Origin of the sequence: Paracoccus sanguinis (assembly GCF_012689545.1) — a bacterium.
GTDB lineage: Bacteria > Pseudomonadota > Alphaproteobacteria > Rhodobacterales > Rhodobacteraceae > Paracoccus > Paracoccus panacisoli.
Genome location: NZ_CP051542.1, coordinates 376452 through 398815 on the forward strand (window position 1 = coordinate 376452; position 22364 = coordinate 398815).

General features: G+C 68.4%; 29 protein-coding genes. 7 read left to right on the forward strand and 22 right to left on the reverse strand.

The window, feature by feature from the left end; all coding sequences use genetic code 11:
* Positions 1-4 precede the first annotated feature (4 nt).
* From HGN31_RS01770 to HGN31_RS01785, 4 genes are read right to left on the reverse strand one after another with little or no spacing between them, the layout of a single operon-like run.
* On the reverse strand, positions 5-1519 hold the full coding sequence (locus HGN31_RS01770; RefSeq protein WP_244961105.1) for a phage portal protein: 1515 nt from the start codon (positions 1517-1519) through the stop codon (positions 5-7).
* A gap of 3 nt (positions 1520-1522) precedes the next feature.
* The gene (locus HGN31_RS01775) at positions 1523-1738 is read right to left on the reverse strand and encodes a phage head-tail joining protein (protein ID WP_168782140.1); all 216 of its coding nucleotides are present in this window, start codon (positions 1736-1738) and stop codon (positions 1523-1525) included.
* Between the two features lie 3 nt (positions 1739-1741).
* On the reverse strand, positions 1742-3736 hold the full coding sequence (locus HGN31_RS01780; RefSeq protein ID WP_211096321.1) for a phage terminase large subunit family protein: 1995 nt from the start codon (positions 3734-3736) through the stop codon (positions 1742-1744).
* Complete coding sequence (locus tag HGN31_RS01785) at positions 3684-4268, reverse strand: hypothetical protein (protein WP_119000842.1); 585 nt, start codon at positions 4266-4268, stop codon at positions 3684-3686. Before HGN31_RS01785 ends, HGN31_RS01780 begins: the two co-directional genes overlap by 53 nt.
* Before the next feature lie 111 nt (positions 4269-4379).
* Between HGN31_RS01785 and HGN31_RS01790 the strand changes: the two genes are divergently transcribed.
* The 4 genes from HGN31_RS01790 to HGN31_RS01800 all read left to right on the forward strand — a co-directional run bounded on the left by HGN31_RS01790 (position 4380) and on the right by HGN31_RS01800 (position 5537).
* On the forward strand, positions 4380-4652 hold the full coding sequence (locus tag HGN31_RS01790; RefSeq protein WP_119000841.1) for a hypothetical protein: 273 nt from the start codon (positions 4380-4382) through the stop codon (positions 4650-4652).
* A 95-nt stretch (positions 4653-4747) separates the two neighbouring features.
* The gene (locus tag HGN31_RS01795; protein WP_400176397.1) at positions 4748-5233 is read left to right on the forward strand and encodes a hypothetical protein; all 486 of its coding nucleotides are present in this window, start codon (positions 4748-4750) and stop codon (positions 5231-5233) included.
* Positions 5197-5337 carry a DUF3489 domain-containing protein gene (locus tag HGN31_RS16735; RefSeq protein WP_400176399.1) on the forward strand — a complete coding sequence of 47 codons (141 nt, stop codon included), beginning with the start codon at positions 5197-5199 and terminating at the stop codon, positions 5335-5337. Before HGN31_RS01795 ends, HGN31_RS16735 begins: the two co-directional genes overlap by 37 nt.
* Positions 5337-5537 carry a hypothetical protein gene (locus tag HGN31_RS01800; RefSeq protein ID WP_114076598.1) on the forward strand — a complete coding sequence of 67 codons (201 nt, stop codon included), beginning with the start codon at positions 5337-5339 and terminating at the stop codon, positions 5535-5537. The genes HGN31_RS16735 and HGN31_RS01800 overlap by 1 nt, the downstream gene beginning before the upstream one ends.
* A gap of 9 nt (positions 5538-5546) precedes the next feature.
* On the opposite strand, the gene HGN31_RS01805 is transcribed toward HGN31_RS01800, so the two are convergent.
* The 3 genes from HGN31_RS01805 to HGN31_RS01815 are packed head-to-tail and all read right to left on the reverse strand — an operon-like array spanning position 5547 to position 8061.
* On the reverse strand, positions 5547-5738 hold the full coding sequence (locus tag HGN31_RS01805) for a DUF7220 family protein (protein WP_425325324.1): 192 nt from the start codon (positions 5736-5738) through the stop codon (positions 5547-5549).
* A 14-nt stretch (positions 5739-5752) separates the two neighbouring features.
* The gene (locus HGN31_RS01810; protein WP_168782142.1) at positions 5753-6742 is read right to left on the reverse strand and encodes a DNA cytosine methyltransferase; all 990 of its coding nucleotides are present in this window, start codon (positions 6740-6742) and stop codon (positions 5753-5755) included.
* The gene (locus tag HGN31_RS01815; protein WP_168782143.1) at positions 6742-8061 is read right to left on the reverse strand and encodes a site-specific DNA-methyltransferase; all 1320 of its coding nucleotides are present in this window, start codon (positions 8059-8061) and stop codon (positions 6742-6744) included. The genes HGN31_RS01810 and HGN31_RS01815 overlap by 1 nt, the downstream gene beginning before the upstream one ends.
* 514 nt (positions 8062-8575) lie before the next feature.
* Here HGN31_RS01815 and HGN31_RS01820 point away from each other — a divergent pair.
* Both HGN31_RS01820 and HGN31_RS01825 read left to right on the forward strand, forming a co-directional pair.
* Positions 8576-8860: a hypothetical protein gene (locus HGN31_RS01820; protein WP_021099076.1), complete on the forward strand. Its 285-nt coding sequence runs from the start codon at positions 8576-8578 to the stop codon at positions 8858-8860.
* A complete protein-coding gene (locus HGN31_RS01825) occupies positions 8857-9273 on the forward strand; it encodes a type II toxin-antitoxin system VapC family toxin (protein ID WP_021099075.1) in 417 nt (138 codons plus the stop codon). The genes HGN31_RS01820 and HGN31_RS01825 overlap by 4 nt, the downstream gene beginning before the upstream one ends.
* A 7-nt stretch (positions 9274-9280) precedes the next feature.
* Here HGN31_RS01825 and HGN31_RS16690 read toward each other — a convergent pair whose 3' ends face one another.
* The 3 genes from HGN31_RS16690 to HGN31_RS01835 form a co-directional block, all read right to left on the reverse strand.
* Entirely contained in the window at positions 9281-9421 is a 141-nt protein-coding gene (locus HGN31_RS16690) for a hypothetical protein (RefSeq protein ID WP_342355808.1), read from the reverse strand.
* 54 nt (positions 9422-9475) lie between these two features.
* Positions 9476-10665 (reverse strand): IS3 family transposase gene (locus tag HGN31_RS01830; protein ID WP_168781936.1). Its coding sequence is split into 2 segments (ribosomal slippage): positions 9476-10413 and positions 10413-10665, totalling 1191 coding nucleotides; the frame shifts between segments, so codons are not numbered across the junction.
* 63 nt (positions 10666-10728) lie between these two features.
* Complete coding sequence (locus HGN31_RS01835; RefSeq protein WP_168782144.1) at positions 10729-11193, reverse strand: hypothetical protein; 465 nt, start codon at positions 11191-11193, stop codon at positions 10729-10731.
* Between the two features lie 650 nt (positions 11194-11843).
* Here HGN31_RS01835 and HGN31_RS01840 point away from each other — a divergent pair.
* Entirely contained in the window at positions 11844-12908 is a 1065-nt protein-coding gene (locus tag HGN31_RS01840; protein ID WP_168782145.1) for a hypothetical protein, read from the forward strand.
* 31 nt (positions 12909-12939) lie between these two features.
* On the opposite strand, the gene HGN31_RS01845 is transcribed toward HGN31_RS01840, so the two are convergent.
* The 12 genes from HGN31_RS01845 to HGN31_RS01900 all read right to left on the reverse strand — a co-directional run bounded on the left by HGN31_RS01845 (position 12940) and on the right by HGN31_RS01900 (position 22356).
* Positions 12940-15531 carry a VapE domain-containing protein gene (locus HGN31_RS01845; protein WP_168782146.1) on the reverse strand — a complete coding sequence of 864 codons (2592 nt, stop codon included), beginning with the start codon at positions 15529-15531 and terminating at the stop codon, positions 12940-12942.
* Positions 15532-15539: 8 nt separating this feature from the next.
* Positions 15540-16859 (reverse strand): ATP-dependent DNA helicase, encoded by a 1320-nt coding sequence (locus tag HGN31_RS01850; protein WP_168782147.1) that lies wholly within the window; start codon positions 16857-16859, stop codon positions 15540-15542.
* A complete protein-coding gene (locus HGN31_RS01855) occupies positions 16856-17605 on the reverse strand; it encodes a hypothetical protein (RefSeq protein WP_168782148.1) in 750 nt (249 codons plus the stop codon). Before HGN31_RS01855 ends, HGN31_RS01850 begins: the two co-directional genes overlap by 4 nt.
* The gene (locus tag HGN31_RS16395; RefSeq protein ID WP_168782149.1) at positions 17602-18399 is read right to left on the reverse strand and encodes a hypothetical protein; all 798 of its coding nucleotides are present in this window, start codon (positions 18397-18399) and stop codon (positions 17602-17604) included. The genes HGN31_RS01855 and HGN31_RS16395 overlap by 4 nt, the downstream gene beginning before the upstream one ends.
* A complete protein-coding gene (locus HGN31_RS01865) occupies positions 18396-18611 on the reverse strand; it encodes a hypothetical protein (protein ID WP_168782150.1) in 216 nt (71 codons plus the stop codon). The genes HGN31_RS16395 and HGN31_RS01865 overlap by 4 nt, the downstream gene beginning before the upstream one ends.
* Positions 18608-18958 carry an HNH endonuclease signature motif containing protein gene (locus HGN31_RS01870; RefSeq protein WP_211096310.1) on the reverse strand — a complete coding sequence of 117 codons (351 nt, stop codon included), beginning with the start codon at positions 18956-18958 and terminating at the stop codon, positions 18608-18610. The genes HGN31_RS01865 and HGN31_RS01870 overlap by 4 nt, the downstream gene beginning before the upstream one ends.
* Before the next feature lie 84 nt (positions 18959-19042).
* Entirely contained in the window at positions 19043-19270 is a 228-nt protein-coding gene (locus HGN31_RS16255; protein ID WP_211096309.1) for a DUF6511 domain-containing protein, read from the reverse strand.
* Between the two features lie 140 nt (positions 19271-19410).
* Positions 19411-19641 (reverse strand): hypothetical protein, encoded by a 231-nt coding sequence (locus tag HGN31_RS01880; RefSeq protein ID WP_168783742.1) that lies wholly within the window; start codon positions 19639-19641, stop codon positions 19411-19413.
* A 79-nt stretch (positions 19642-19720) separates the two neighbouring features.
* A complete protein-coding gene (locus tag HGN31_RS01885; RefSeq protein WP_168782152.1) occupies positions 19721-20497 on the reverse strand; it encodes a hypothetical protein in 777 nt (258 codons plus the stop codon).
* Positions 20498-20519: 22 nt separating this feature from the next.
* On the reverse strand, positions 20520-21377 hold the full coding sequence (locus tag HGN31_RS01890) for an ATP-binding protein (protein ID WP_168782153.1): 858 nt from the start codon (positions 21375-21377) through the stop codon (positions 20520-20522).
* A 104-nt stretch (positions 21378-21481) separates the two neighbouring features.
* Positions 21482-21964: a hypothetical protein gene (locus HGN31_RS01895; RefSeq protein WP_168782154.1), complete on the reverse strand. Its 483-nt coding sequence runs from the start codon at positions 21962-21964 to the stop codon at positions 21482-21484.
* A gap of 35 nt (positions 21965-21999) precedes the next feature.
* Entirely contained in the window at positions 22000-22356 is a 357-nt protein-coding gene (locus HGN31_RS01900) for a hypothetical protein (protein ID WP_211096322.1), read from the reverse strand.
* Positions 22357-22364: the final 8 nt, after the last annotated feature.

The following is a 22364-nucleotide window of genomic DNA, read 5'->3' on the forward strand; positions in this document are numbered from 1 at the left end:
ACTCCTATTCGGTGGCCGGATCGGTCGTCGCCGCTCCGTCGTCCGTGTCGTTGTCGGCGCCATCGCCGGGCTCGGCCCGCGTCGCCGGCGTTGCCCGTGCGCCCTGCGTCTCGCCGGGGCTCGTGCGGTAGCGCAGGCCGAGACCTGTCGCCCGCGCGGCGTCGGCGGCGTTCTCGCGATCCACTTCCTCGATGTCGTAGCCGGTGGCCTCCACCACCTTGCGCCGTGAGGTGATGCCGGCCTCCATCGCCAGCACCTGCGCCTGGATGTCCTTCAGCGGATCGACCCAGTCCCAGCGCGGCGGGATCCATTGCACCGGCCGCGCCGTCGCGGGATCGGCATCGAGCGCGCCCGAGAGCACCGCCGTCTCCAGCCAGCGCATCCAGACCGCGCGGCAGAGCTGGTGCACGATCACGCCATGCTGCAGCTGGCCGATGCGGCGGCGGAACTCGACGAGTTCGGCGCGCAGGGACGAGTAATTCGCCTGCCGGACGTCGCCGGTGACGAGATGATAGGGCAGCCCCAGAGAGGCCGAGACCGCCAGCAGCGTGCGGTACTGGAACGCCTCGTAGCCGCCGCCGACATCGGCCGGCGATGAGAACTTCACGTCCTCGCCGGGCAGCAGCACCTGCATCGTGCCGGGCTCGAGGCTCGCGATGGCCGCCCCGTCGAGATCCGCCTCGGCCTCGCCCATCATGGGCTCTTCCGGCGCGGTCTTGGTGATGAAGCCCGCGAACATCGCCGCGGTCTTCTTCCGGTCGAGTTCGGCGTCGTCGTACTGATCGAGCAGGAACAGCCGCACCATCGCGGGTGCGATATGCGGCAGTCCCCGGATCTGGCCCGCGTCGATGGGCCGGTAGATGTGCAGCACGTCGGCCGCCGGCACGCGCACCGTCTCCGGAATGTCCGCCCCCTGGTCGGTGCTGTCGCCCGGATGGCGGCGGCGGAAGTGGTAGGCCACGCGCCGGCCGATCCCGTCGAACTCGATCCCGCATCGGATGCGGTTGCCGTTGGCCGCGGTCTCGGTCTTCTCGAAGGGCAGCATCTCGGACTGGAGAAGCTGCAGCTGCACCGGGACCAGCAGACCATCCTCGGCACGGCGCGGACGCAGCCGCACGAAGCATTCGCCGGCCACGAACATCTCGCGCGCGACCATGGCCTGCAGGCCGTAGAAGTCGGTCAACCCATCCGCATCGGCCTCGTCGGTCCAGGCGAGCCAGAGGCGCTGCACCTGGTCTCGAAGTCCGGCGTCCCCGATGAGCGAGGACGGCTTGATCCCGTCGCCGACAAGGTTCGCGGCGAAGGCCTCGCAGGCATTGGCGGCGTACCCATTGGTCACCACCAGTTCGCGGGACCGCGCCAAGAGCCGAGGACCGCCCGAGGCGACCAGCGCGTTGATGTTCTCGAGCGGCGGGTTCCAGCCGCGCAGCCGACGCTTCGCCATGGCGCCTTCGAGCCGGGCACGCACGGCAGCGGGGGCGCCGGCGGACCGACGGCGAAAGCGGTCGAACAGCTTCATGGATCAAAGCCCCTTCGTCGTCGTCACGCGGACCTGCCGGACGATCCGACGCCCCTCGGCCGCGGCGATCTCGCGATCCAGCGCCTCAATGGCCCGGTCGATCTCGGCGACGCTGCGATAATCCACGGTCTTGCCGTCATAGCTGACCCGCGCCACGCCCGAGGACCGCTGCGCGGTCAGCGCGTCGCGGCGGGCGCGGAGCTCGGCGGCCGTGGCCATGGATCACCTCATGTAGCTCGAGCGCACCGCGCGCCGGCGGTGCATCGTTCGTGTCGGGACGGCCGGCGCCGTTGCCGGACCGGCTTCGGATCCGTCCTGCTTCGCCACCCCGAGCTGCGCTTCCAGATCGGCCCACCGCGCCTCGGGCCAGCGATCCGCCCCGAGGATCCACGCGGCCGCGCGGGCATAGACCCGGGTGTCCAGCGCCTCGTTGCGCTCGCGGAGCTTCTGCCATTCGAGCCGCGTGAAGCCACGCTTGCCCTTCACCGTCACCAGCTGCTCGGCGGTCAGCTGCTTCAGCCATTCGCCGTCCGCCCAGTCCGGCAGATGGATCGTGCCGGGCGGGCACAGCGCGCCCGCCGCCTGTTCCTCCCTCGTCGGCCGGTCCTGCCGCAGGAAGCGATAGGTCTCGGCCTTGAAGGTCGAGGTGGCCACGGTCCAGAGCCGGGCGCCGCGCCGGAGCCGTTTGCCCGCAACGGTCGCGTCGACATAGGTCGGCCCGGTCACCGGGCTCGTCCGGGAGAACCCCTCGACGCCCTTCACCGGCGCGACTTGCGCGAACCCCACCTGGCGCGACCAGGCATAGACTGCGCTGGTCTCGTAGCCCGTATCGATCGCGAGCCGGGCGAGCGTCATTCGCTGACCCGAAGCATGCGTCCATGTCCGCCCGAGCAGATCCGTCAGCTGCTGCCAGCAGGCCGGATCGCCGGGGCCGCCCTCGAGCACGAGGTGATCGACGAGCCAGCTTTCCAGACCCCGACCCCAGGCCCAGACATCGACCTCGATCCGGTCCTTCTGCACGTCGGCGCCCGCGGTCAGGAACAGGCCGCGCTCCGGGACCGTGCCCGGCGTCCATGCCTCGCGCCGGTCGGCCAGCCGCTGCCAGTCGGGCGCTTCGCCGGTCTCCATCCAGGTCTCGCCGAGGATGGTGTTCCGGAACGCCCGCATCGCCTCGTCGCTGCCCCGTGCCGCCTCATGCGCCCGCGCGATCCGCTGCCAGGTGAGCCACCCGACCGGCGAATAGAGCGCCGAGAGGTGATAGCCGACCGTCGTCGGGTCGGTGGCGGTGGCGGTCGCGCGCCACTCGCCGCGCTCGAGCATCTGCGTCTTGTGGTGCTCCGCGATGGTCCGCTCGCAGCCCTCGCAGAGATACTCGGCCGTCTCCGGACGGCCCGTCTGCCACCGCAGCCGGTCGAACTTCAGCCACTGCATCGCGTCGCAATGCGGGCACGGCACGAAGAACCGGCGCTGGTCGGACGCCTCGAACTCGCGCTCGATCCGGCTCAGCCCCCGGATCGTCGGGGTCGAGACCAGGAACACCTTGCGCCGGTGGGCGAAGGTCAGCGAACGGGCTTCCGCCAGCGTGACCGGGTCGCCTTCCTCGTCGGCCGAGGCCGGATAGGCATCGACCTCGTCGAGGAAGATGTAGCGTGCCGGGGTCGAGCGCAGCCCCACCGCCGAGTTCGCCCCGGTCATGATCAGGATGCCGCCCGCGAACTCCTTCGACAGCATCGTGTTGCCCGCGTCGCGGGACCGGGCCGGTTTGACCCGTTCCCGCAGGTCGGGGCTTTCGTCGATCAGCGGGTCGATCCGCTGGCGTGAGTTCCGCTTGGCCAGTTCCACCGTCGGCTGGACCGCCAGCATCGGTCCCGGCGCCTGATGGATCACGAAGCCGATCCAGTTGTTGCCGGCCTCGGTCGCGCCGACCTGCGCGGCCTTCATGAACACGATCCGCTGGGTCGGATCGCCCGGCGACAGCCGGTCCATGATCTCGCGCATGTAGGGCGTGCGCGCAGTCCGGTACTGCCCCGGCTCGGCCGAGGCCCGCGAGGCGAGTTTCCGGTGGCGGTCGGCCCAGCTCGAGACCGTCAGATCCGGGTCGGGGCGCAGGCCCCGCGACCATGCGCGGATCAGCGCGGCGGCGCCGTCGAACCCGACAAGATCGTCATCCAAGCCCGGGTCGGATCTCGGCGAGGCTGTCGAGCTGAGCGCGGACATGGGCCTCCAGAACCTTCTGCATCAGCGCCGCCTCCACCTCGCATGTGTCCCCAAGCGCCACGGTGAGCTCCGAGGCCATCAGGGCAGCCACCCGCGCCGGCCAGGTCACCCAGGCGTCGCGTTCGTCGCGCGCGAGCCGGAACATCAGCGTCTCCGCCCGCGCACGGTCGACCAGTTCCCCCTTCAGCTTCTGGAGCCGGATACGCCGCTCCTGCGCCTTCAGCACCTCGTTCGCGGTCTTGGCCTGCAGGAACGTCGTACCGCCACCGACGGCCGGGGTGGACAGCCCCTGTTCTCTTAGCGTGTCGCCGACGGCGGCGACGGCGGCCTCGGGCACGGGTTTGAGCTTCGGCGCGGGCGGCTTGCGGGTCTTCGACGGGTCCGTCGTCTCGGCCCTGAGCCTGTCGGATGCCGCCGCGTCGATGCTGCCATCTTCATGCAGCACGAGCCGGCCGGCGGTCTTCGCCTTCTGGATCGCGCCCCGCGATAGCCCGACATGCGCGGCGTACTGGCGCTCGCTCATGCCCTGCATCGACGGCTCCGATTATCATTCAAGATCATGCGCTTATCGAGTTGATAAGTCTCGCGGACAGAGCGAACTTCGATCCCACAAGGACGATGCAACTCACCCGGAGCCACCACGATGACAACCCGCCTGAACCCGATCACCACCCCGCGCTTTGAGGTCCGCGCCGAGAAGGCGCGCAGAAACAAGGAGGCGGCATTGGCCGCCTTCATCGGCAAGAAAGCCGAGATCGACGCGATGCTCGCGCGCCTGCAGGCGCTCAGCGACGACCATTTCAACTGCGCCCCCGACGAGGCGGGCTGGGCCATGGTCGGCACCCTCGAACACTACGCCAGCCTCCTGAAGCGCATTACCGACAGCGCCTTCGGCGAAGGCGAACACGCCCGCTGATCTCCGGCACTGCCGGAACTCCCGCCGCGCGCCCTGCGCGGCTCGGGGTCGTAGAAGGCGCCGCATCACGCGGGCCGGAATACGGAGACGGCCCCATGACCAAGCTTTCCGACACCCAGCTCGTGATCCTCAGCGCCGCCGCGCAGCGCGAGGACCGCAACGTCCTGCCGCTCCCCGGCTCCCTCCGCGGCGGCGCGGCCGCCAAGGTGGTCGGCGCGCTGCTCTCCCGCGGGCTGATCGCGGAGACCGCGACGGACAGCCAGACCAAGGCGGACGCCGCGCTCAACCGGATCTGGCGCAACAACGAGGACGGCTGCGCGATCCTCCTGCACATCACCGACGCCGGCCTCGCCGCCATCGGCATCGAGCCGGAGGACGGCGACACCGCGCCCACGGGCGCCGACGAGGCGCGGAGTGCGGAGGTCCCGCAGGACACCCCCGCCAAGCCCGACCCCGCGCCCAAGGCGCGCACACCGCGCACGGGCACCAAGCAGGCGAAGCTGTCGAGATGCTCCGCACCGAGGGCGGCGCGACCATCGACGAGATGGTCGCGGCCTTGGACTGGAGACCGCACACGGTGAGGGGTGCGCTTGCCGGCGCGCTAAAGAAAAAGCTCGGTCTGACCGTCACCTCGGAGAAAGTCGAAGGAAGAGGGCGCTGTTACCGCATCGAGGACGCCGTCTGATGCCGCGGTACAGGGTCAAGATCACCCGTGCCGTCACCGAAAGCACCCGCGTGACCGTCGAGGCACTGTCCCCGGAGGCGGCGCAAGCCGTCGCCTTCGTGGCGCTGGCCGACATGGAGGACGCCTTCTGGAACCTTGATGAGGGTTCGTGGAATGCAGGCCCCGCCTACATCACGGCAGTCGAGCCCGCCGATGTGTGATGCCCGGCGCTATCGCCAACGCTCGAACAGTCGTCGCAGCAGGTAACCCCGCGCCAACGACACGCCGACGAAGGCAAGGCCGATGGTCAGATGCTCCGCAAATCCCGTCTCGATCCCGAACCACGGGAACACGACGATCTGCGTGGCGATGGCCAAAACGTAGCCGACGACAACGTTTGCCGCGGCCTCGACCATCGACATGGTCCGGCTCTGCTTCATCGCAGGCTCTCCATGAAGGCCGTCACGAACTCCGCCGCGAGCGGCGGAACGATCGCATTGCCGTAGCCCCGCAGCAGCCCCATGCGACCGGGTATCCCATCAGCCAGCGGGAATGTTCCGGGCTCAACGGGCCGCCAGCGGTCATCGCGGCAGAGGAGCCAGTCCGGATCTCGCCAGACGCCGTCCGTCGCATTGGCCCCGGCAGGGTCGGCGCCATCGACCAGTCCACCAGCTTCACCGTCCTGCGGCTCGCATCGGTGTTGCCGGCCGCATTGTATCGCTTCGTGGCGGGCGAGCCCGCCATCGCCGTCGGCCAACCCGCCAGCCAGACCTGTCGGCCGAGCAGCGCATTGATCGGCACCGACCGGCATTCCGATCCGTCCTTGTGATCCCTCGCCGAGGCCGTCGCCCAACCCGCGAGTGACTGCGTCCAAGGCGACGGCGCCGAAGAACAGGCGCTGGCGGATGTGCGGCGCGCCGATGCCCGCAGCCGGCAGATCAGCCGCCGCGACGGCGTAAGATGCCGCTTCCAGGTCAGCCGCCAGAGCGTCGAACCACGCCCAGCCAGTCGGTCCCTCAACTGCCGCGCGAGACTTTCTGCCAACCGGTCCGAGCACTGCCGCGCTCGCGACCTGCTCGCCGAAGACGAACTCCGGGCGGCAGGCTGCGACGAGCCGCAGGAATGCCGGGGCGAGATGGCGGTCATCGTCCTGTCCCTTGCGCTGCCCGGCCTGGCTGAAGGGCTGGCAGGGCGGCGAGCCGGTCCAAACCGGCAGGCTCTCGGCCACTCCCGCGAGGCGCAGTGCGTAGGGCCAGCCGCCGATTCCGGCGAAGAAATGGCATTGCGCGAAGCCGCGCAGGTCGGCGGGCTCGACGTCGAGGATGGAACGCTCGTCCACATCGCCATCTGTCAGCAGCCCGGCCGCGATCAACTCCCGCAGCCATGCACAGGCCGCGGGGTCGGCATCGTTGTAGTAGACGGCCATCAGGCGGCATCGGCATCGTCGCCCAGCCGCTCGGTGCTCACCTGCGCGAAGGTCCGACCGTCGCCGTCGAGGATCGCGTCGCGGCCGGTCTCGGCCTGCCAGCGTTCCACGGCGACATCGACGTAGGCCGGGCTGATCTCCATCGCGAAGACGCGCCGGCCGTTGGCCTCGCCCGCCATGATCTGCGAGCCCGAGCCCGAGAACGGCTCGTAGCAGAGGCCGCCCCGAGCGACGTGCTGGCGCATCGGGATCCCGAAGGCGTCGAGCGGTTTCGGCGTCGGGTGGTCGGGGCGCTCGTCCTTGGCGAAGGACGGCATCTCCCAGGTCGAGGGCAGCGTCTGCTCGGCGACCTTCGGCGGGCGGTTCGGACGGCGCCAGCCCATGAAGCAGGGCTCGTGCTTCCAGAGGTAATGCGACCGGGTCAGGACACCGCGGTCCTTCACCCAGATGATCTGCTGATGGACGAAGGCGCCGGCCTTCTCCCAGCAGGCCTCGAGCATCGCCTGGCGGCGGGAGGCGTGCCAGCAGTACCAGGCGGCATCCTCGGTGATCGCCTCGGCCACAGCCGCGGCGATGAAACCGTCGTAGAGGTCCGCGCCCTGGCTGCTGTCGTCCCAGGTCACGCCGTAGGACTGCGACCAGTCCTTGTTGCGGGTCGGGTGGTTCGAGCCGTCATAGTCAACGAGATACGGAGGGTCGGTCGCAAACAGGATCGCGCGCTCGCCGTTCATCAGGCGGCGCACATCGTCGTGGTTCGTGCTGTCGCCACAGAGCAGCCGGTGGTCGCCGAGTCTCCACAGATCGCCCGTTCGCGATGCCGGGTTGCGCGGCGGCTCTGGGATGGTCACCGGAGGCACAGAGCCCCCGGCGCCACCTTCTTCTTCACCGCCCCCGTCCGGATCGAAGGCCAGCAGCTTGTCGAGTTCGCCGTCCGAGAAGCCGACCAGCGACAGGTCGTAGTCGTCCGCGAGCAGGTCCTGCAGCTCGGCCGAGAGCAGCGCCTCGTCCCAGCTGCCGAGTTCCGTCAGCTTGTTGTCCGCGATCCGATAGGCCCGGCGCTGCGCCTCGGTCAGGTGGCCCAGCACGATCACCGGCGCCTCGGTCAGCCCGAGCTGCGTCGCCGCCAGCACGCGCCCGTGGCCGGCGATCAGCTCCCCGTCCTCACCGACGAGGCACGGCACGGTCCAGCCGAACTCGGCCATGCTGGCGGCGATCTTCGCGACCTGGTCGGCCCCGTGCACCTTCGCGTTCTTCGCGTAGGGCTGGAGCTTGGCCAGCGGCCACATCTCGATCCGCTCGGGGGCGAAGGCGAGGGTCATGCAGGTTCCTGTCGATGGTGGATCGGCATCCGCCGGGTGGACTCCGGCACGGAGGGGTCCACCGGCTTCCGGCCGGACTCCGGCATCCGCGGGGTATCCACCCTGGGCGGCCGGTCAGAAGTTTGAATTCACGAGGGTTTCGTGGCGTCGCTGCTGGACGCTGGACTCCGGTGGCTTCCCAAAAATCCGGCCCTGTCGCTGGCGAAATGCCGAGCCAAGCCCGCCAGCATACGTGCGGGCCCGGAAAGGAACCGGAAAACAACGGCTTGGCAGCCTGGACCCCGGCTGGACCCCGGAAGCCAGCCCCGGTGTCCACCTCGGGATGAGCGTCGGTTCGCCCGAGCGCACAACTCCGAGTCTAGTGATTTGATAGCGTGGCTGGGCTTCGGCGTCTCGCCTTCCGGTGTCTCGCGGGAAAATGTCTCGCGGGTTCGTTGTGACTTGACAGCGCGATCTTGAAGCCCGTTGCCGCGCCCCCATCTTTCCGGTAGTATTTCCGGAAATGGAGGGCAGCATGGCCAGCACCGATCCTTCCCCCGTCACCCAGTGGCGCAAGCGCCGTCAGCGGCAGGGCTTCGTGCGCGTGGAAGTGCAGGTCCGCAAGGAGGATGCCGCCCTCGTCCGGGACGTCGCCACCGCTCTCGGCGATCCCGAACGCGAGAGCGAGACGCGCGCCATCCTGCGCGAGAGGATCGCCACGCCCCGCAGCGGCGGTCTCAAGGCGTTGCTCGCCTCGGCGCCGCTCGAAGGGATCGATCTCGACCGTCCCCGCGATTTCGGGCGCGACGTCTCCCTGTGAGCTTCCTGATCGACACGAACATCATCTCTGAAGTGCGCAAGGGCGACCGCTGCGACCCGGCCGTGGCGGCCTGGTGGTCGGGCGTCGCCGAGGACGACCTGTGGCTCAGCGCGCTGGTGCTGGGCGAGATCCGCAAGGGCGTGGAACTGGCGCGCCGCCGCGATCCCACGAAGGCCGCCGCGCTCGAGGCGTGGCTCGGGGACGTGATTGCGGGCTTCGGTGACCGGGTTCTGCCCGTCGACACGGCCGTGGCGGAGGAATGGGGCCGAATGAACGCGGTCCGTCCGGTGCCGGTCGTCGACGCGCTGCTGGCGGCGACGGCCAAGACCAACGGCCTGACGCTCGTCACGCGCAACGGGGCGGACGTGGCCGGGCTGGACGTGGAGGTGCTGAACCCGTTCGAGGCGACGTAAGGCGCGCTCATCCCGCACGCCCGACCACGAAATCCATCGACCGCTTCTTCGGCACCTGCCTCCCATTCAGCCGCCAGACGATCACGACGATCCCGTATTGCCAGCGCCGGTTCGCGGTGGCACGGCTGATGCCGAGTTCCCAGCAGATCGGTTTCCACGGCTTCCGGTTCGCCCGGAGCCAGAGTGACCTGCCACTGAACTTTCATCCAACGGCGACCTGAGCCCGGTTTTTGTTTACGCCTGTTGGCGCGGGTTGAGCAATCGCCCGGCGCGCGGAGCTTTCATCTCGCGCAGCGGGGCGGGCGATTGCGGGGTTCAGGTTCGCGGCAAACCCTACAGGGGTCTGGTAGCCCAAGGCCGAGTGGGGCCTTTCGGTGTTGTAATCCGTGACCCAGGCAGCGATCAGGTCACGGGCATGGGCGATGTTGCGGAACAGGGCCTCGTTCAGAAGCTCGTCCCGCATCCTGCCGTTGAAGCTTTCGACGAACCCGTTCTGCATCGGCTTGCCCGGCGCAATGTAATGCCATTCGACCTTGTGCTCGGCGCACCACTTCAGGATCGCGTTCGATGTCAGCTCTGTCCCGTTATCGCTGACAATCATTCCAGGCCTGCCGCGGCGTTCGATCAGCGCCGTCAGTTCCCGAGCCACGCGGCGGCCCGAAATCGAGGTGTCCGGGATCGCCGCCAGACATTCGCGGGTGACGTCGTCAACCACGTTCAGCACCCGGAAGCGCCGCCCGCAGGCGAACTGGTCATGGACGAAGTCCAGCGACCACCGTGCATTGGCTCGTGTCTCGATCAGGATCGGTGCCCTCGTTCCGAGGGCCTTGCGGCGCGCTTTGCGTTTACGCACGGTTAAGCCCTCTTCTCGGTAAAGCCGATAGATGCGGTTGATCCCGGATGGCTCTCCCTCGCGCCTGAGCAGCACGAACAGCCGCCGGTAGCCGAACCTGCGCCGCTCGTTGGCCAGATCCCGCAACCGCCCGCGCAGCGCCGTGTCCGGCGCTCGCTGGGACTGGTAGCGCACCATCGTCCGGTCCGCCCCGGCAATCTGGCACGCCCGCCGCTCCGACAGCCCGAGATGGGCCTTCAGGTGCGCGACAGCCTCGCGCTTCACGGCGGGCGTTACCACTTTTTTGACAGCAGTTCTTTCATCGCAGCCATGTCGAGCATCTGGTCAGCCAGCAAGCGCTTCAGCCTGGCGTTCTCGTCCTCGAGTGCCTTCAGCCGCTTCGCCTCCGACACCGTCATCCCGCCATACTTCGCCTTCCAAGCGTAAAATGTGCCTTCCGACATGCCGTGCTTGCGGCACAGATCTGCGCACTTCGCGCCGGCATCATGCTCCTGAAGGATACCGATAATCTGTTCCTCGGTCCGTCGTGCCTTCTTCATCTTCGTCCGTCCTCTCGTTGGGCCGGACTCTAGTCACAGATGGAGGAAAAAGCCCGTGGCAGGTCAGTTGTCGTCGGCGGGTGAGAAGCCTCTGGCTCGCGCCGCGGCGATCATCGCCTCCTTGGGCGCGTTGCCCTTGCCGGTGGCGTGGCGCTTGATCGTGCCGACCGGAACGCCCTGGTAGGGGATGCCCCGCAGTTCAGCCCATGCGGTCAGCGTCGCGAGGAGACCTCCAAACACATGCGCCGCGTCAGTGCCGGCGTGCCGGCGGACCTCTTCGAACCAGATCGCGGCGATGGGCCCGGACACCCGGTCGAGTTCGGTCAGCCAGTTGGTGAAGCGGAGAAACCGCATGCCACCGCCGTCGAAGCGGCCGGGTCGAAAGCTGACCGTGCCGCTGGTGATCAGTCCGTCATGGCTGCGAAGCGCCCAGCCGGTCGTGGTGCCGAGATCGAGGGCGAGGATGCAGGACCGTGAGATAGCGCCCGGGTCCGGACGGACGTCCTGCGCGGGGATCGGTGTGTTCATCGTGAAGGCTCACAAGCTGTGGGCCTTCGGCTTCGGTCAGCGCAAGATGTAGCATCGGACGGCCCACGACCAAAGCAAAAACGACCAGGGCCGCGGCAGCGGGCAGTGATCGACGCTCGGCACGCTCCGGTCCCAACCTCCGAACGCGTGGCCCCAACCTTCGAGGGGGTTGGGACAGCCTTTTATCGTTTCACTACAATGGCTTGAACGGATGTGGTCCCAACCTCGGTGTCCCCAACGGGGGTCCTTCTCTTTTCGTATAGAAAAACATGTTCCCGACCTTTTCCGTTCTCCCACATGAATGTGTAGCAAAAGGTTGGGACCACGGGGTGAGGTTGGGGACACCTTTGTTTTTGAACGGCTTTTTGTGTCCCCAACCTCCTCGGGAGGTTGGGCCAGGGTTGGGGCCACCGGGGAGGTTGGGACAAGACTCTGTTCCGAGGGGAGGCTGAAGCCGAAACGCTCAAGGGTTAGCAAAGGGCGGAAAGCGACCAGACTGCACCGCGGCAGAGCGACCGCAGAAATGCCTGGTATGCGGCCAACCGTCGGTCGCGCTGGAGTCGTGCTCCATGTGTCATTGCGGGGCCGGTAAAGGAACAATAGCAATGGGCCAAGTATGTCGCCGTGCGAAGCCGTTGACGGAGTGAACCGTGTCAAAGAAAAAATTGAGTACTGCCCTACACAACCTGTCCGAAAGCGCCTTCGATTTCCTTGAACGGTCGGTGGAGGAGATCAAGGCTCATCCGAAGTACTCTGTGATCCACTTCGCCACGGCGGTTGAACTAATCCTGAAGGCTCGACTGATGCGGGAACACTGGACACTCGTAGTCGAACGAACTTCGGACGTATCGGTTGAAGACTTCCTGTCGGGGAAGGCGAAGACTGTCACACAAGGCGATGCGATCAAAAGGCTGAAGAACGCCTGCGGTGAGAACATTCCGCAGGATGCAGTGACGCAGTTTGCCCAGATCGCCGCACACCGGAATCGTATGATCCATTTTTTCCACGAGGCCGCAAAAAGACAGGCCGACGACAAGATGACGGAGGAGATCGTCAAGGAGTTGTGCCTGTGTTGGTTTCACCTCGAACGCCTGCTCTCCGATTGGGATGATCAATTTGATCAATTCGAAGAAGAAATCTCGACCGTAACTTGGCGAATGAACCAACTTCGCGCCTATTTGCAGGTGGCGTTCGACCGGCTGAAACCGGAAATTGACGCGGAAAAGAAGGCAGGCACGGTATTCAAGACCTGTTCCGGCTGTGGGTTCGAAGCGGCAGCCGTAGCCGAAGTTTCAGAGGTTTTCTTTGAACAAAGATGCAAGGTCTGCGGCTTGGGTGAGTCGTATATCGAGATACCTTGCCCGGGTGAATGCGGTGCAACACTGCACATCGACGGGCACAACGTCTCCGGGATGACCTGCGAGGAATGTGGATACGAGGTGACGCGCGAAGACCTGTCAGAAGCCTTGGACACGGAATTCTCCGATCCGTCAGACTTTGAGCCCCAGATCAATTGCGCCCAATGTTCCAGTCTTGGCAGCGTAGTGCAGCACGGCGAGACCTTTGTATGTACTGAATGCCTTTATTCAGAAGATTCAGCGCCCCAATGCGACTGGTGCAACGAACGGCAGATAGGAGGCGGCGATTTGGAATACAGCTATCATACCGGCTGCGAGTTCTGCGAAGGTCACGCTGGTTGGACGAAGGATGACTGATCAAGGCCAACTAGAAGCTCCGGTTCAATGATCATCCTGCCCCTCTCCTATACCGCCACTCCCGCGGCGCCTCGCGCCCACCCTCGTCGCGACGCCGGTAACGCTCCCATCCGTTCGCCTTGAGGTAGGCCGAGACGCGCATCTGGTCGCCGCGGGTCCAGCGTGCAGGTTCGAGCCCGATGGCTTCCTCGAGGATCTCGCCGACCGACACGTCGACAAGCGGCTCGGGGCGCGGCACGCTCTCGGTGCGGGAGTTGCCGTAGTCGGGGAAGCCGTCCGAGACGGTGCAGATCTCGTGCGTCAGCCAGTGTTCGATCAGGTCGTCCCAGGCGTCGGACTGGTAGCGACGGTCCTGTTCCTCGCGGGCTTCGGCCAGCAGCGCCGGGTCGTCGATCCACCAGATCGCGCCGGCCCGGAAGCGATGGACGGCCTCGGCCCAGATCTGGTCCCGGTCGCGGGCGAGCGCCGCGATGTCTATGGCGCCGCAGCGGAGGGGCCAGAACCGGCGGTTCCCGGTCTCGTCGCGCAGATAGGTGTCGGGGTTCACGGTGCCGGCGAAGACGCACTGGCGCGGAACCTCGACCGTGTATCGGCCATAGGGCGGGCGGAAGCGGTCAGTGGTGCGGGTCAGGAACGCCTTGATGCGCGAGACCTCGGCGCGGCCGATGGCGTCGAGCTCGGCGATCTCCACAATCCAGACGCCCTGCATGTGCAGTGCGGCGTCCTTCGACCCAAGCTCGGGCAGCTCGTCGGTGAACCAGTCCTCGCCCGCCATCACCTTGATCGCGGTGGATTTGCGCGCGCCCTGCGGCCCTTCAAGGATCAGCATGTGGTCGGCCTTCACCCCGGGGCGGTAGATCCGGGCGACGGCAGAGATCAGCCAGAGCGCTCCGACGGTGTGATGGAAGGCGGTCGGCGCAGCACCGAGATAGGTGCTGGTCCAGGTCTCGATCCGGGGCGTGCCGTCCCATTTCAGGGTGTCGAGCCAGTCGCGGACGGGATGGATGCGCAGCTCGCGGGCGACGGCGCCGACGGCACGGCTCACGACCACCGGCGCCACGTTGATCCCGCGCAGCTGCAGCCATTCGGCGGTGCGGATGTCGTCGGCGTCCTCCCACGGGCGCGGCAGGGTCGCGGCGGCGCAATCCCACGGCAGCGGCTGGCGCACGACAATCTCCTGCCCGAACTCGTCGAAGGCCAGCACGCCGGCAAAGGCCGGGTCGGAGGTCAGCGCGACGATGACGTTGGCCTCGTTGCGCTCGGGCGCGCCCGCGAGATCGAGCCGAAGGCGCCTGAACCAGGCAGGCTTCGGGATCGGCGCGTTTGGATCGCCGGTGGCGTTGATCCTGCGGCGGAGCTCGGCCAGCTGCTGGGTCAGGACGGACATGCCGATCCCGGTCGCGGACTTGATCCGCGCGACGACCTGCCGTTCGGGCAGCGGGTCGAGTTTCGCCAGCGCGATGCGCCCGAGCAGCGTGGACAGGGCTTCGAACTCGGGCGGGTTGGTCAGCGCCTCGGCCGCGGCAATCAGCGTTGCGGGATCGTCGGCAGAGGTGACGACGGGCGTGGCCGTCTCGGCGTCGACCGGATCTTCGGTCTGCGGCTCGGCTGCGGCATCTGTCCCGCGCGCGTAATCCTCGGCGCGGGCCCCGCGCAGCAGATCGTCGTTGAAGTCGTCGCCATGGAGTGGCGCGACGATTTCGTTCGGGATGTCGGCCCGGTTCAGGCGGTCCGAGAGCGTCGCAGCCGCCTGGCAGCCCGCGTCTCCGGCATCGGCATAGATGGTGACGCGCCGGGTGCCCTCGGGCCACTGGAACCGCGCCAGACCGTCGGCCGACAGCGCTGCCCAGACCGGTGTGCCGAAGAGCGCGTGGGCGGCGAGCGCCGTCTCGATCCCCTCGGCGATGCCGATGTGCCCATCCTCCGGCATAGGAAACAGACGAACGACCGCATCCTTCACGCTGCCGAGCATCTTCTTGCCCGGAGGCGCCTTGGCGCTGCCGTCGTCGAGCAGGAAGGTGCGGTGGATGCCCGGCGCGCGCTCCCCGCCCGGCAGCCGCAGGATCGCGATCAGGCCGGGCCAGCCGCGGCAGCTGTCGAAGTCCGGAAGATCGGGATGGAACAGCAGGTCGGGCGATCCGGGATCCGAGACCCCGCGGGCGCGCAGATAGGTCTCGCCAGGCGTACCCGCGATCGGCACGGCCCCGCCGACCAGCCGCGCGATCTCGGCGGTATGGTCGGGGCGCGCGCGCATGGGCGACGCCGGCGCGGGCCGCGGCGCCGGCAGGTCCATCCCCGCAAGCCGCGCCGCCTCGTCGAAGAGCGCGCCGTCGCAGAGCCCTGTCGCCTGCGCGATCAGGTCGATGGGACCGGCCCGCTCGCCGGTGGCGTAGTCGAAGCCCCAGCCTGCATAGGGCCCGTCGAGATGGATGGTGCAGGAGCCCTCCTTGCGCGGCGGGCGCCCGGAGAGGTCTGCGCAGCGCAAGGATCGACGGTCACGCGCGAGCCGGGCCTCGGGGAAGAGCCCCGGCAGCCAGTCGGCGGCCGTGTAGGCGAGCCGCTCCTTCACCGCCGCCAGATCGTGCCGGGTCTTCGGAACCGCGATGTCGTTGAGATCGATCATCGCACCCCTCAGGCCAGAAGGACGAGCCCGCGCTCGGCCCGGGTGATCGCGGTGTAGAGCCAGCGGCGCCGGTCGATCTCGGTGCGACCCAGCCCGTCGTCCCAGACGATCACATTCTCCCACTGCGAGCCCTGCGCCTTGTGGGCCGTGATCGCCCAGCCGAAGGTCGCCTCGGTCAGGAGGCGCTTCTCCTTGTAGTCGCGGTCGTGACGCTTGTCGTCGTAGGCGACATGGTCCTCGAAATGCCCCTTGTAGATGCGCAGCCGGCCCGGGCGCCCGTCCTCATAGGGCTCGCCGATGCGGCGCCCGTCCTCGTCATGGACGACGGCGGAGAAGTAGAGGCTCCCCTCGTCGACGATGTCCTCGAGCGTCACGAACATGCCGTTGATCAGCCCCAGATCGTTCTGGTTCTTCAGGCAGATGATCTTCTCGGCCGGCCCCGTGGGCAGCCAGGTCCCGCCGAGACCGGCCGCCGCGCGCATGGCGTTGTTGATCTGCAGCCGCGTTGCGTTCAGCCCGCAGATCAGCTGGCCGCCGCGGAGCGCCTGTTCCGGCGTTATATCGCCCTTGCGGAGCTTCGCGACATGGTCGTCGTAGACGCCGAAGCCGATGGGCCGGCCTTCGCGCGCCATGGTGGCGAGGCGGATGATCGCGCTCTCGGCCGCCTGGCGGTGGATCTCGGTCAGCATCACGTCCGGCTCGTCGCGAGTGAAGGCGCCTTCGCCCCGGATCGGCGGCAGCTGGCCGGGATCGCCGAGCACGAGGATCGGCTTGCCGAAGCTCATCAGGTCGCGCGCCATCTCCTCGCCGACCATCGACACCTCGTCGAGCACGATGAGCCGGGCGTCCGCGGCGTCGCTCTGCGGGTTCAGGGCGAAGCGCGGGTGCTTCATCGCCGAGAGGCCCCGGCGCATCGCCTCGATCGCGGCATCGGCCGTGGTGCGCGCGAACCCGGTGAGGCGAAGCGCGTCGCGTTCGGCCAGCGCGATCTTCCTCGCGGCTTCCTCGATTTCCTCCTCGGTCGCCTCGATCACCGAGTAGATCAGGCTGTGGATGGTGCGCGCCGGCGTGCCCTTGCGGGTCAGCACCAGCGCGGCCTTGCCGGTGAAGGTGGCGGTGACGACGCCCGGCACGCACCGGCCGTCCTTCGCGCTGCGGTGGGGCGAGAGCCCGAGTTCGTCGAGCGCGAACTTCAGCACGGTGGTCTTGCCGGACCCGGCATAGCCGAACAGGCGAAATACCTGCTGTTGCTCGGTGCGGGTCTCGAACCACTCCTTGATCTCGCGGATCGCGGTGGCCTGCGTGGCGGATGGGGTGAACTCGGTCATGAATGGGGTGCCTCCACTGCGTAATCCTTGACGATCCCGCCGCGGGTCGGATCGCCCACCTCGCACGGACGGACGAAGACCCGGCGCCCGTCGGCCAGCTGCCGCCAGTGACCGCGTCGGATGTGCCAGCGTGGGCTGGCGTGACTGCCGCCCTGAGGCGGCGTCGCCGCGCGCAGGCGCTCCGGATCGATGGCGACCTGGCGCCAGACCCATCCGCGCACGCCCTCGCGGGACAGGCGGGACCGTTTTGCAGGCGACACCTTGCGGTCGCGGATTTCAGGTGAGGCGCCGAGGATGGTCAGCGCGCGCCAGACGATGCCGGCGGCGACTTCGCCGTGACCGCGGACCGTCTCGTCGCTCCGCTCGGCCGGGTTGCCCTCGATCTCCGCCTTGCCGTCCGGATGCATCCAGACCCGCACCAGGCAATCCGTCCAGCCGCGCGGCGCCCGCTTGCGCATGAGGAACGTGGCCTCGACGATGTCGCCGTCGGCGCGTGCGCAGACGATCAGGCCAGAGGGAGACGCGCGCTGCTCGCGAACCTCGAAGATCACGGACGGATGCGGCAGCCGGAGCGGACCGGTAAAGACCCGGGTCATCGCGCGGTCGACGATATCGCCATCGAAGGCGGCCTGATCGTCGAAGAAATAGATCGGCGCGAACTCCGCCGCTCCGAGCAGGTCGGAGCACCAGAACCGCTCGCGATGCGCGCGCACGATCCGCTTGAGCTCATAGGCGTCAGGGATCATCGCCGCTCACCCCAGCACCGTTTCGCCCACGCACAGGGGGCGTGCCATTTGCCCGCCGCCATGCCGCCGCGGCAGAGGACCGCCGTGGGCTCAGCCGCGGCGCGCGGCAGCCATTCCCCCGCCTCGGAGGCTCGCACCACGGCAACGGCGCGATCCGACATCTCCTGCGCGAGATGCGCATCGAAGGGCACGAGCTCGGCATGCAGCTCCATCGTGTCGCGATTGAGCGCTGTGAAGAGCGCCGGGGCCGGCAGGTCCATGTAGGCCTGATAGAGCGCGATCTGGGCGGCATAGACCGGCCGCGCCAGGCTGACGCCGCGCTTGACCACGTCCTTCCAGCTGGCAGCGCCGAGCGCCTTGTTCTCCCAGAGCGCGGGATAGACCATCGCGACGGGGCCCGAGACGAGGCAGCCGTCGATATGGCCCTTGAACCGGCCGCCGAGGGCCTCAAACCCGAACTGGCGGCCGTCCGGACGCTCGGTGCGCAGGTCGAACCCGGCGATGCGGAACCAGCCCGCGACGATGTCCTCGGCCCGATGGCCCGCCTCGAAGATGCGCAGCGTGCGCGGCGCGAACTCCTGGCCTTCGTCCTTGGGCACCGCGAGGAAGTCGTACTGGATCTGGCGCAGGCAGTCGCGGCCGAGACCCGAGGAGCTTACATAGGTGCGCGGGCGTTCGGCGCGGTTGCGCGCGGACAGCGCCGTGTCGATGGCGGCAGACACGGCTTCGGCGATGGGAGGACGTGGCGCGCCGGCGCCGTAGAGGAAACCCGAGCCATGGTTGAGGTCGATCATCGCTCGCGCTCCCAGAACCCGCCGGCCTGCGCGATGCAGGTCAGCTTGTGGAACTGCGCGTCCGTCAGCCGGGCGTTCTCGCCGAACCGCGCGAGCTTCTCGTGGAGGCTGTCGCAGAACTCGATCTCGAAGTCGGTGACGGCGTTTTCGGTGGCGGCCTCGAGCAGGTGCTTCCAGCTGCAGGACGCGGTGTCGTCGTTCAGGTCGATCATGACCGTGCCCTCCGACGCTTGCCGACGGCGACGGGATGACGATCTCCGGCCCTCCCACGGCAGTATTCGAGGAAACCAGGCGCGTTCAGGTTTTCGCGCTGCGTCCCCCACGCGAGGTTGTCGGCGCGATTGTTCGCGGCGTTCTCGTCGAGATGCATGACGACGGCGCGGTCGAATGGCGCGGGTCCGTGGAACGCCTCTGCGACGAGCCTCGCGACCTTGTAGGTCGTTCCGCGCACCACGATGATGAAGCGGGCATCCTGCTTGTTCCACACGCCGAACGTCGGCGTGCCCCCGTAGGATCGTTCGCCGCCCTTGGGCATCGGACCGCGATAGGGCGCGAGCATCACGCGCCCCTCGCTGCTCACTAGCAAGTCGGGGGCGCTCGGGACGGTTCTCCAGATTTCACCGTTGGTCATTTCGCTCTCCGACTAGAATGGCAGAGGGTCATCCAGGACCGTGCCGGTGCGCTCCTTGCGCGCGGCCTGGTCCTGCATGCTGTCGATGTAGCCGGTGACGGCCGCCTCGATCAGGCGGTCGATGTCTTGGGCGCTGCGATGGAAGAAGGGCTCCATGAGCCCCAGATCGGTGAGCGCTTCGGCGAAGAGCGTCCGCGCATCGCGGATCGCCTGCGCCTCGCGCGCGGTCTTGTCGATCATGCCGTTGTTCCTTTGGGCGATGGCGCTGCCCACGTCCTGACAGCGGCGCGAGCAGAAGCGGTGGTAGGGGTGGCGATCCCAGCGGAGGCCGTGGCAGTAGCCGAAGCCGCGCGCCTCGCGGGCGCAGACGGCGCAGAGCGCTACCCGAGCAAGAAGGTCGCGATCGGGTCCTCGGGCGGCCAGCCCGCCCTCCGGAGCTTTTCGGACTGGAGCACGATCCAGCGCGAGATCGCGTTGCTGGCCATGGCTTCGAGGTCTCCGAGGCCGAGGCTTGCGATGGGGGCGTGCAGTCTTCCTCGGGCCTCGAGCCATCGTCCGATCTCCAGCGCCGCCTCGCGCGTCACATGCGCCTGCCATTCATCCGGGGTCATCGGCCCGGCAGGATCGCGCCGGGCCTCGGGCAGCGGCGAAGGCCGGTTTGACCTCCGTCGCCGCGCTGCCGACCGCGCCTCAGCCATTGAGCCAAGCGGGCATGCCGGTCGCCGGCGCTCCGCCCGGCGCGTTGGGCGGGGACGCCGGCGGCTGCTGGGCGGGCGGTTGCTGTGGGGGCTGCTGCGGAGCCGGCGCCGGCGCGCCCCAGGCCGGAGCCGCCGCCGGGGCTTGCGGCTGCGCGCCCCATGCCGGCGTGGGCGCCTGCCAGCCCGGCGCCGGCGCGCTCGCGGCCTTGCGCGGCGGGGCGTTGACGGGCTCCGGAGGAACGGCTTCGCCGCGCATGATCGGGCCGTGCTGCGGCTCGTCGGGCAGAACGACGTTGGCGATGCGGTTCTGGTCGCGGTATTGCGGGTTCGAGGCGGGCTCCACCATGATCCGCGCGGCGAAGACGATGCCGTCGAGATGCTTGAGCCCGGGCAGCACCCGCTTGGCCTTGGCGTCGGGGCTTTCGTCCCTGGGATCGAGCCCGAGAGCGCTGTCGACCATCGCCCGAAAGGTGGATTTCGAGATCTTCCAGCCGATCGACTGGCCCTTCTCGTCGACCTTGCCGCCCGCCACGGTGAAGCTCTGCCAGAACTTCCGCCGGGCATGCGGCCCCTCGAGGATGGTGAACTCGCAGTCCAGCATCTTCGCGTCGCTCGACTGCGAGGCTTTCAGGAGCTTCGCGTCCATCGGCGTGGCGCCGTCCACGCCGCCGGGGCGCACGGTCAGGCGGACCTTGGCGAAGGTGCCGTCGGGGATCAGCTCGCCGATGGGGGCCATCTGCGGCTGGGCATCATTGAGATCGTAGCTCATGGATCTGTCCTTTGCGTCTGGATCAGGAGGGATTTGCGGAGTGGGCAGGTGCGCGGCCGTCGATCTTCGCGATTAGCGCGCCGAGATCGGGCGGCTCGGTCACATCGAGGCGGCCGGAGCGGTCCTTGGCGGGAAGGCCCCAGGGGTTGCCGGAGCGGCAGACGAGGCGGCGCTCGGCGGAGGTCTCGTCGAGGGTCCAGTCGCCCTTGGCGTCGCGGCCGAAGAGCTGCATGGAGACGACCTGATCGACGATGCCCGGCAATTCGCGCCCGGCCTTCGTGCCCTCCATCTGCGGCTGCCATGTCGTCGCGCCGAATTCGTCGGTCACCTTCTCGAGCACGCCGACGAAGATCACCGTCTTGCCGCGGGCGTGCTGGAGGTGCTTCAGCGCCTGGATCACCTCGCGACCCAGGAGCCCGTAGGCGCCACGGACATCCGGTTTGCCGGTCCGCTCGGAGAAGGCCTCGGGTTGCTGGCGGGCATAGGCCATGGCCTGCCGCGTCAGGTCGGTGATCGAGTCGACGAAGACGATCCGCTTCCGGGCGAGGAAGTCCTCGATGCCGGTGCCGAGATACTGCTGCTGCAGCCAGGCGTGATACTCGGCGCCGTACCAGGACTGCGGATGCTGCGCCGGATCGTGGCCGCCGATCAGCACGGCGAGGTCGCGGAAATCGGTGAAGCTGCGCACCGGGATCGAGTCCCCGCGCCAGTCCTGCACCGACTTCATGCCGGCCTCGAGATCGAGACAGACCGTCTCCTCGGCGGGCAGCGTCTTCAGCAGCGTCGTCTTGCCGACGCCGGGCGGGCCGAAGATGGCCAGCGAGGTCTTGTTCTCGGCGGCCGAGAGCCGTTCGTCGGCGGTGATGATGCGGAAGGCCATGGGGTTCTCCGGGAGTTGCGTTCAGGGTGCGCGGCGGCGGGGGTGACCGGGTGCCGAAGGGGAACCTGCCCGGCGTTGCCGACCGGGCGTCCCGCCGCCGCGCGTCACCGGTCTCGAGCCTCGAGCCGGAAGACGGGTTTGCCGGTGGTCTCGCTGCGCGCGTCCGCGAAGCCCTCGCGCATCGCCGCGGGCCAGGCGCCGTAGCGCCGCTCGGGAACGCGATAGGCGATCTCGAGATACTCGGTGGGATCGTCGCCCGCGGCGCGGATGCGCTCGGCCATGGCGGCAAGCCGGTCCTGATCCCAGGAAACCTTCTTCGGCAGGTCCGCGACAACCACGACACCCTCGTCCTCGACCCTCACGGTGCCGCTGGTCTTGCCCTGAGCGGCCCGCTCGGCCGCGACGGCGGCCTCATAGCGCTGCGCGATCCCGGCCTCGAGCCGGTCCCGCAGCCGCTTCACGCGGGCGGTCTCGGCGAGCGCCGTCGTCTGCAAATCCAGCAGCATCCCGGGCGGCAGCGCCGCGATGTCGCCGAGGGCGAGACCTTCGAGGTCGTCGAAACGGGGGGCATTGTCGGGATGCGGCATGGCGGGGTCTCCATTGGAGGGGAATGGCAGGGCCATCAGGCGGCCTCGGCGTCTTCGATCAGGCGGGCGAGCGGCACCGGCGTGCGGCGCGGCCTGGTCCGGGCGATGGCGAGATAGGCGAAGCGGTCCGGACCGAGCCGCACCTGAACAAGGTGGACGAGGCCCACCTCGAAGGCCCGGTGCGCGGCGCCGGCCAGCGCGGCCAGCCGGCGGCGGTCCGGTTCCGGCAGCGTCGAGATCACGGCCGTCGTGTCGATCCCGAGGAACCCGCGGTGGTATTCCAGCCGGTCGCCGGGCATCGCCTGTCCGATCCAGGCGCAGAACTCGATGTCGGTCAGCGGCCGGGGCCGCGCCGGGGTGAAAGCTGTTGGGGGCATGACGAGCATCTCCATGTCCTCCC

Coding starts and splice junctions, on each gene's coding strand:
- HGN31_RS01850 (WP_168782147.1), bottom strand. CDS start 16,859: ATGACCGAGTTCACCCCATCCGCCACGCAGGCCACCGCGATCCGCGAG.
- HGN31_RS01810 (WP_168782142.1), bottom strand. CDS start 6,742: ATGGCCGTCTACTACAACGATGCCGACCCCGCGGCCTGTGCATGGCTG.
- HGN31_RS01880 (WP_168783742.1), bottom strand. CDS start 19,641: ATGACCCCGGATGAATGGCAGGCGCATGTGACGCGCGAGGCGGCGCTG.
- HGN31_RS01770 (WP_244961105.1), bottom strand. CDS start 1,519: ATGAAGCTGTTCGACCGCTTTCGCCGTCGGTCCGCCGGCGCCCCCGCT.
- HGN31_RS01805 (WP_425325324.1), bottom strand. CDS start 5,738: ATGTCGATGGTCGAGGCCGCGGCAAACGTTGTCGTCGGCTACGTTTTG.
- HGN31_RS01795 (WP_400176397.1), top strand. CDS start 4,748: ATGACCAAGCTTTCCGACACCCAGCTCGTGATCCTCAGCGCCGCCGCG.
- HGN31_RS01890 (WP_168782153.1), bottom strand. CDS start 21,377: ATGGCCTTCCGCATCATCACCGCCGACGAACGGCTCTCGGCCGCCGAG.
- HGN31_RS01835 (WP_168782144.1), bottom strand. CDS start 11,193: ATGAACACACCGATCCCCGCGCAGGACGTCCGTCCGGACCCGGGCGCT.
- HGN31_RS01780 (WP_211096321.1), bottom strand. CDS start 3,736: ATGTCCGCGCTCAGCTCGACAGCCTCGCCGAGATCCGACCCGGGCTTG.
- HGN31_RS01820 (WP_021099076.1), top strand. CDS start 8,576: ATGGCCAGCACCGATCCTTCCCCCGTCACCCAGTGGCGCAAGCGCCGT.
- HGN31_RS01800 (WP_114076598.1), top strand. CDS start 5,337: ATGCCGCGGTACAGGGTCAAGATCACCCGTGCCGTCACCGAAAGCACC.
- HGN31_RS01895 (WP_168782154.1), bottom strand. CDS start 21,964: ATGCCGCATCCCGACAATGCCCCCCGTTTCGACGACCTCGAAGGTCTC.
- HGN31_RS16735 (WP_400176399.1), top strand. CDS start 5,197: ATGGTCGCGGCCTTGGACTGGAGACCGCACACGGTGAGGGGTGCGCTT.
- HGN31_RS01785 (WP_119000842.1), bottom strand. CDS start 4,268: ATGCAGGGCATGAGCGAGCGCCAGTACGCCGCGCATGTCGGGCTATCG.
- HGN31_RS01845 (WP_168782146.1), bottom strand. CDS start 15,531: ATGATCGATCTCAACGACATCGCGGTTCCGAAGACCCGGCACGATCTG.
- HGN31_RS01870 (WP_211096310.1), bottom strand. CDS start 18,958: ATGCTCGCGCCCTATCGCGGTCCGATGCCCAAGGGCGGCGAACGATCC.
- HGN31_RS01900 (WP_211096322.1), bottom strand. CDS start 22,356: ATGGAGATGCTCGTCATGCCCCCAACAGCTTTCACCCCGGCGCGGCCC.
- HGN31_RS01855 (WP_168782148.1), bottom strand. CDS start 17,605: ATGATCCCTGACGCCTATGAGCTCAAGCGGATCGTGCGCGCGCATCGC.
- HGN31_RS01815 (WP_168782143.1), bottom strand. CDS start 8,061: ATGACCCTCGCCTTCGCCCCCGAGCGGATCGAGATGTGGCCGCTGGCC.
- HGN31_RS01865 (WP_168782150.1), bottom strand. CDS start 18,611: ATGATCGACCTGAACGACGACACCGCGTCCTGCAGCTGGAAGCACCTG.
- HGN31_RS01790 (WP_119000841.1), top strand. CDS start 4,380: ATGACAACCCGCCTGAACCCGATCACCACCCCGCGCTTTGAGGTCCGC.
- HGN31_RS01775 (WP_168782140.1), bottom strand. CDS start 1,738: ATGGCCACGGCCGCCGAGCTCCGCGCCCGCCGCGACGCGCTGACCGCG.
- HGN31_RS01885 (WP_168782152.1), bottom strand. CDS start 20,497: ATGAGCTACGATCTCAATGATGCCCAGCCGCAGATGGCCCCCATCGGC.
- HGN31_RS16255 (WP_211096309.1), bottom strand. CDS start 19,270: ATGATCGACAAGACCGCGCGCGAGGCGCAGGCGATCCGCGATGCGCGG.
- HGN31_RS16395 (WP_168782149.1), bottom strand. CDS start 18,399: ATGATCGACCTCAACCATGGCTCGGGTTTCCTCTACGGCGCCGGCGCG.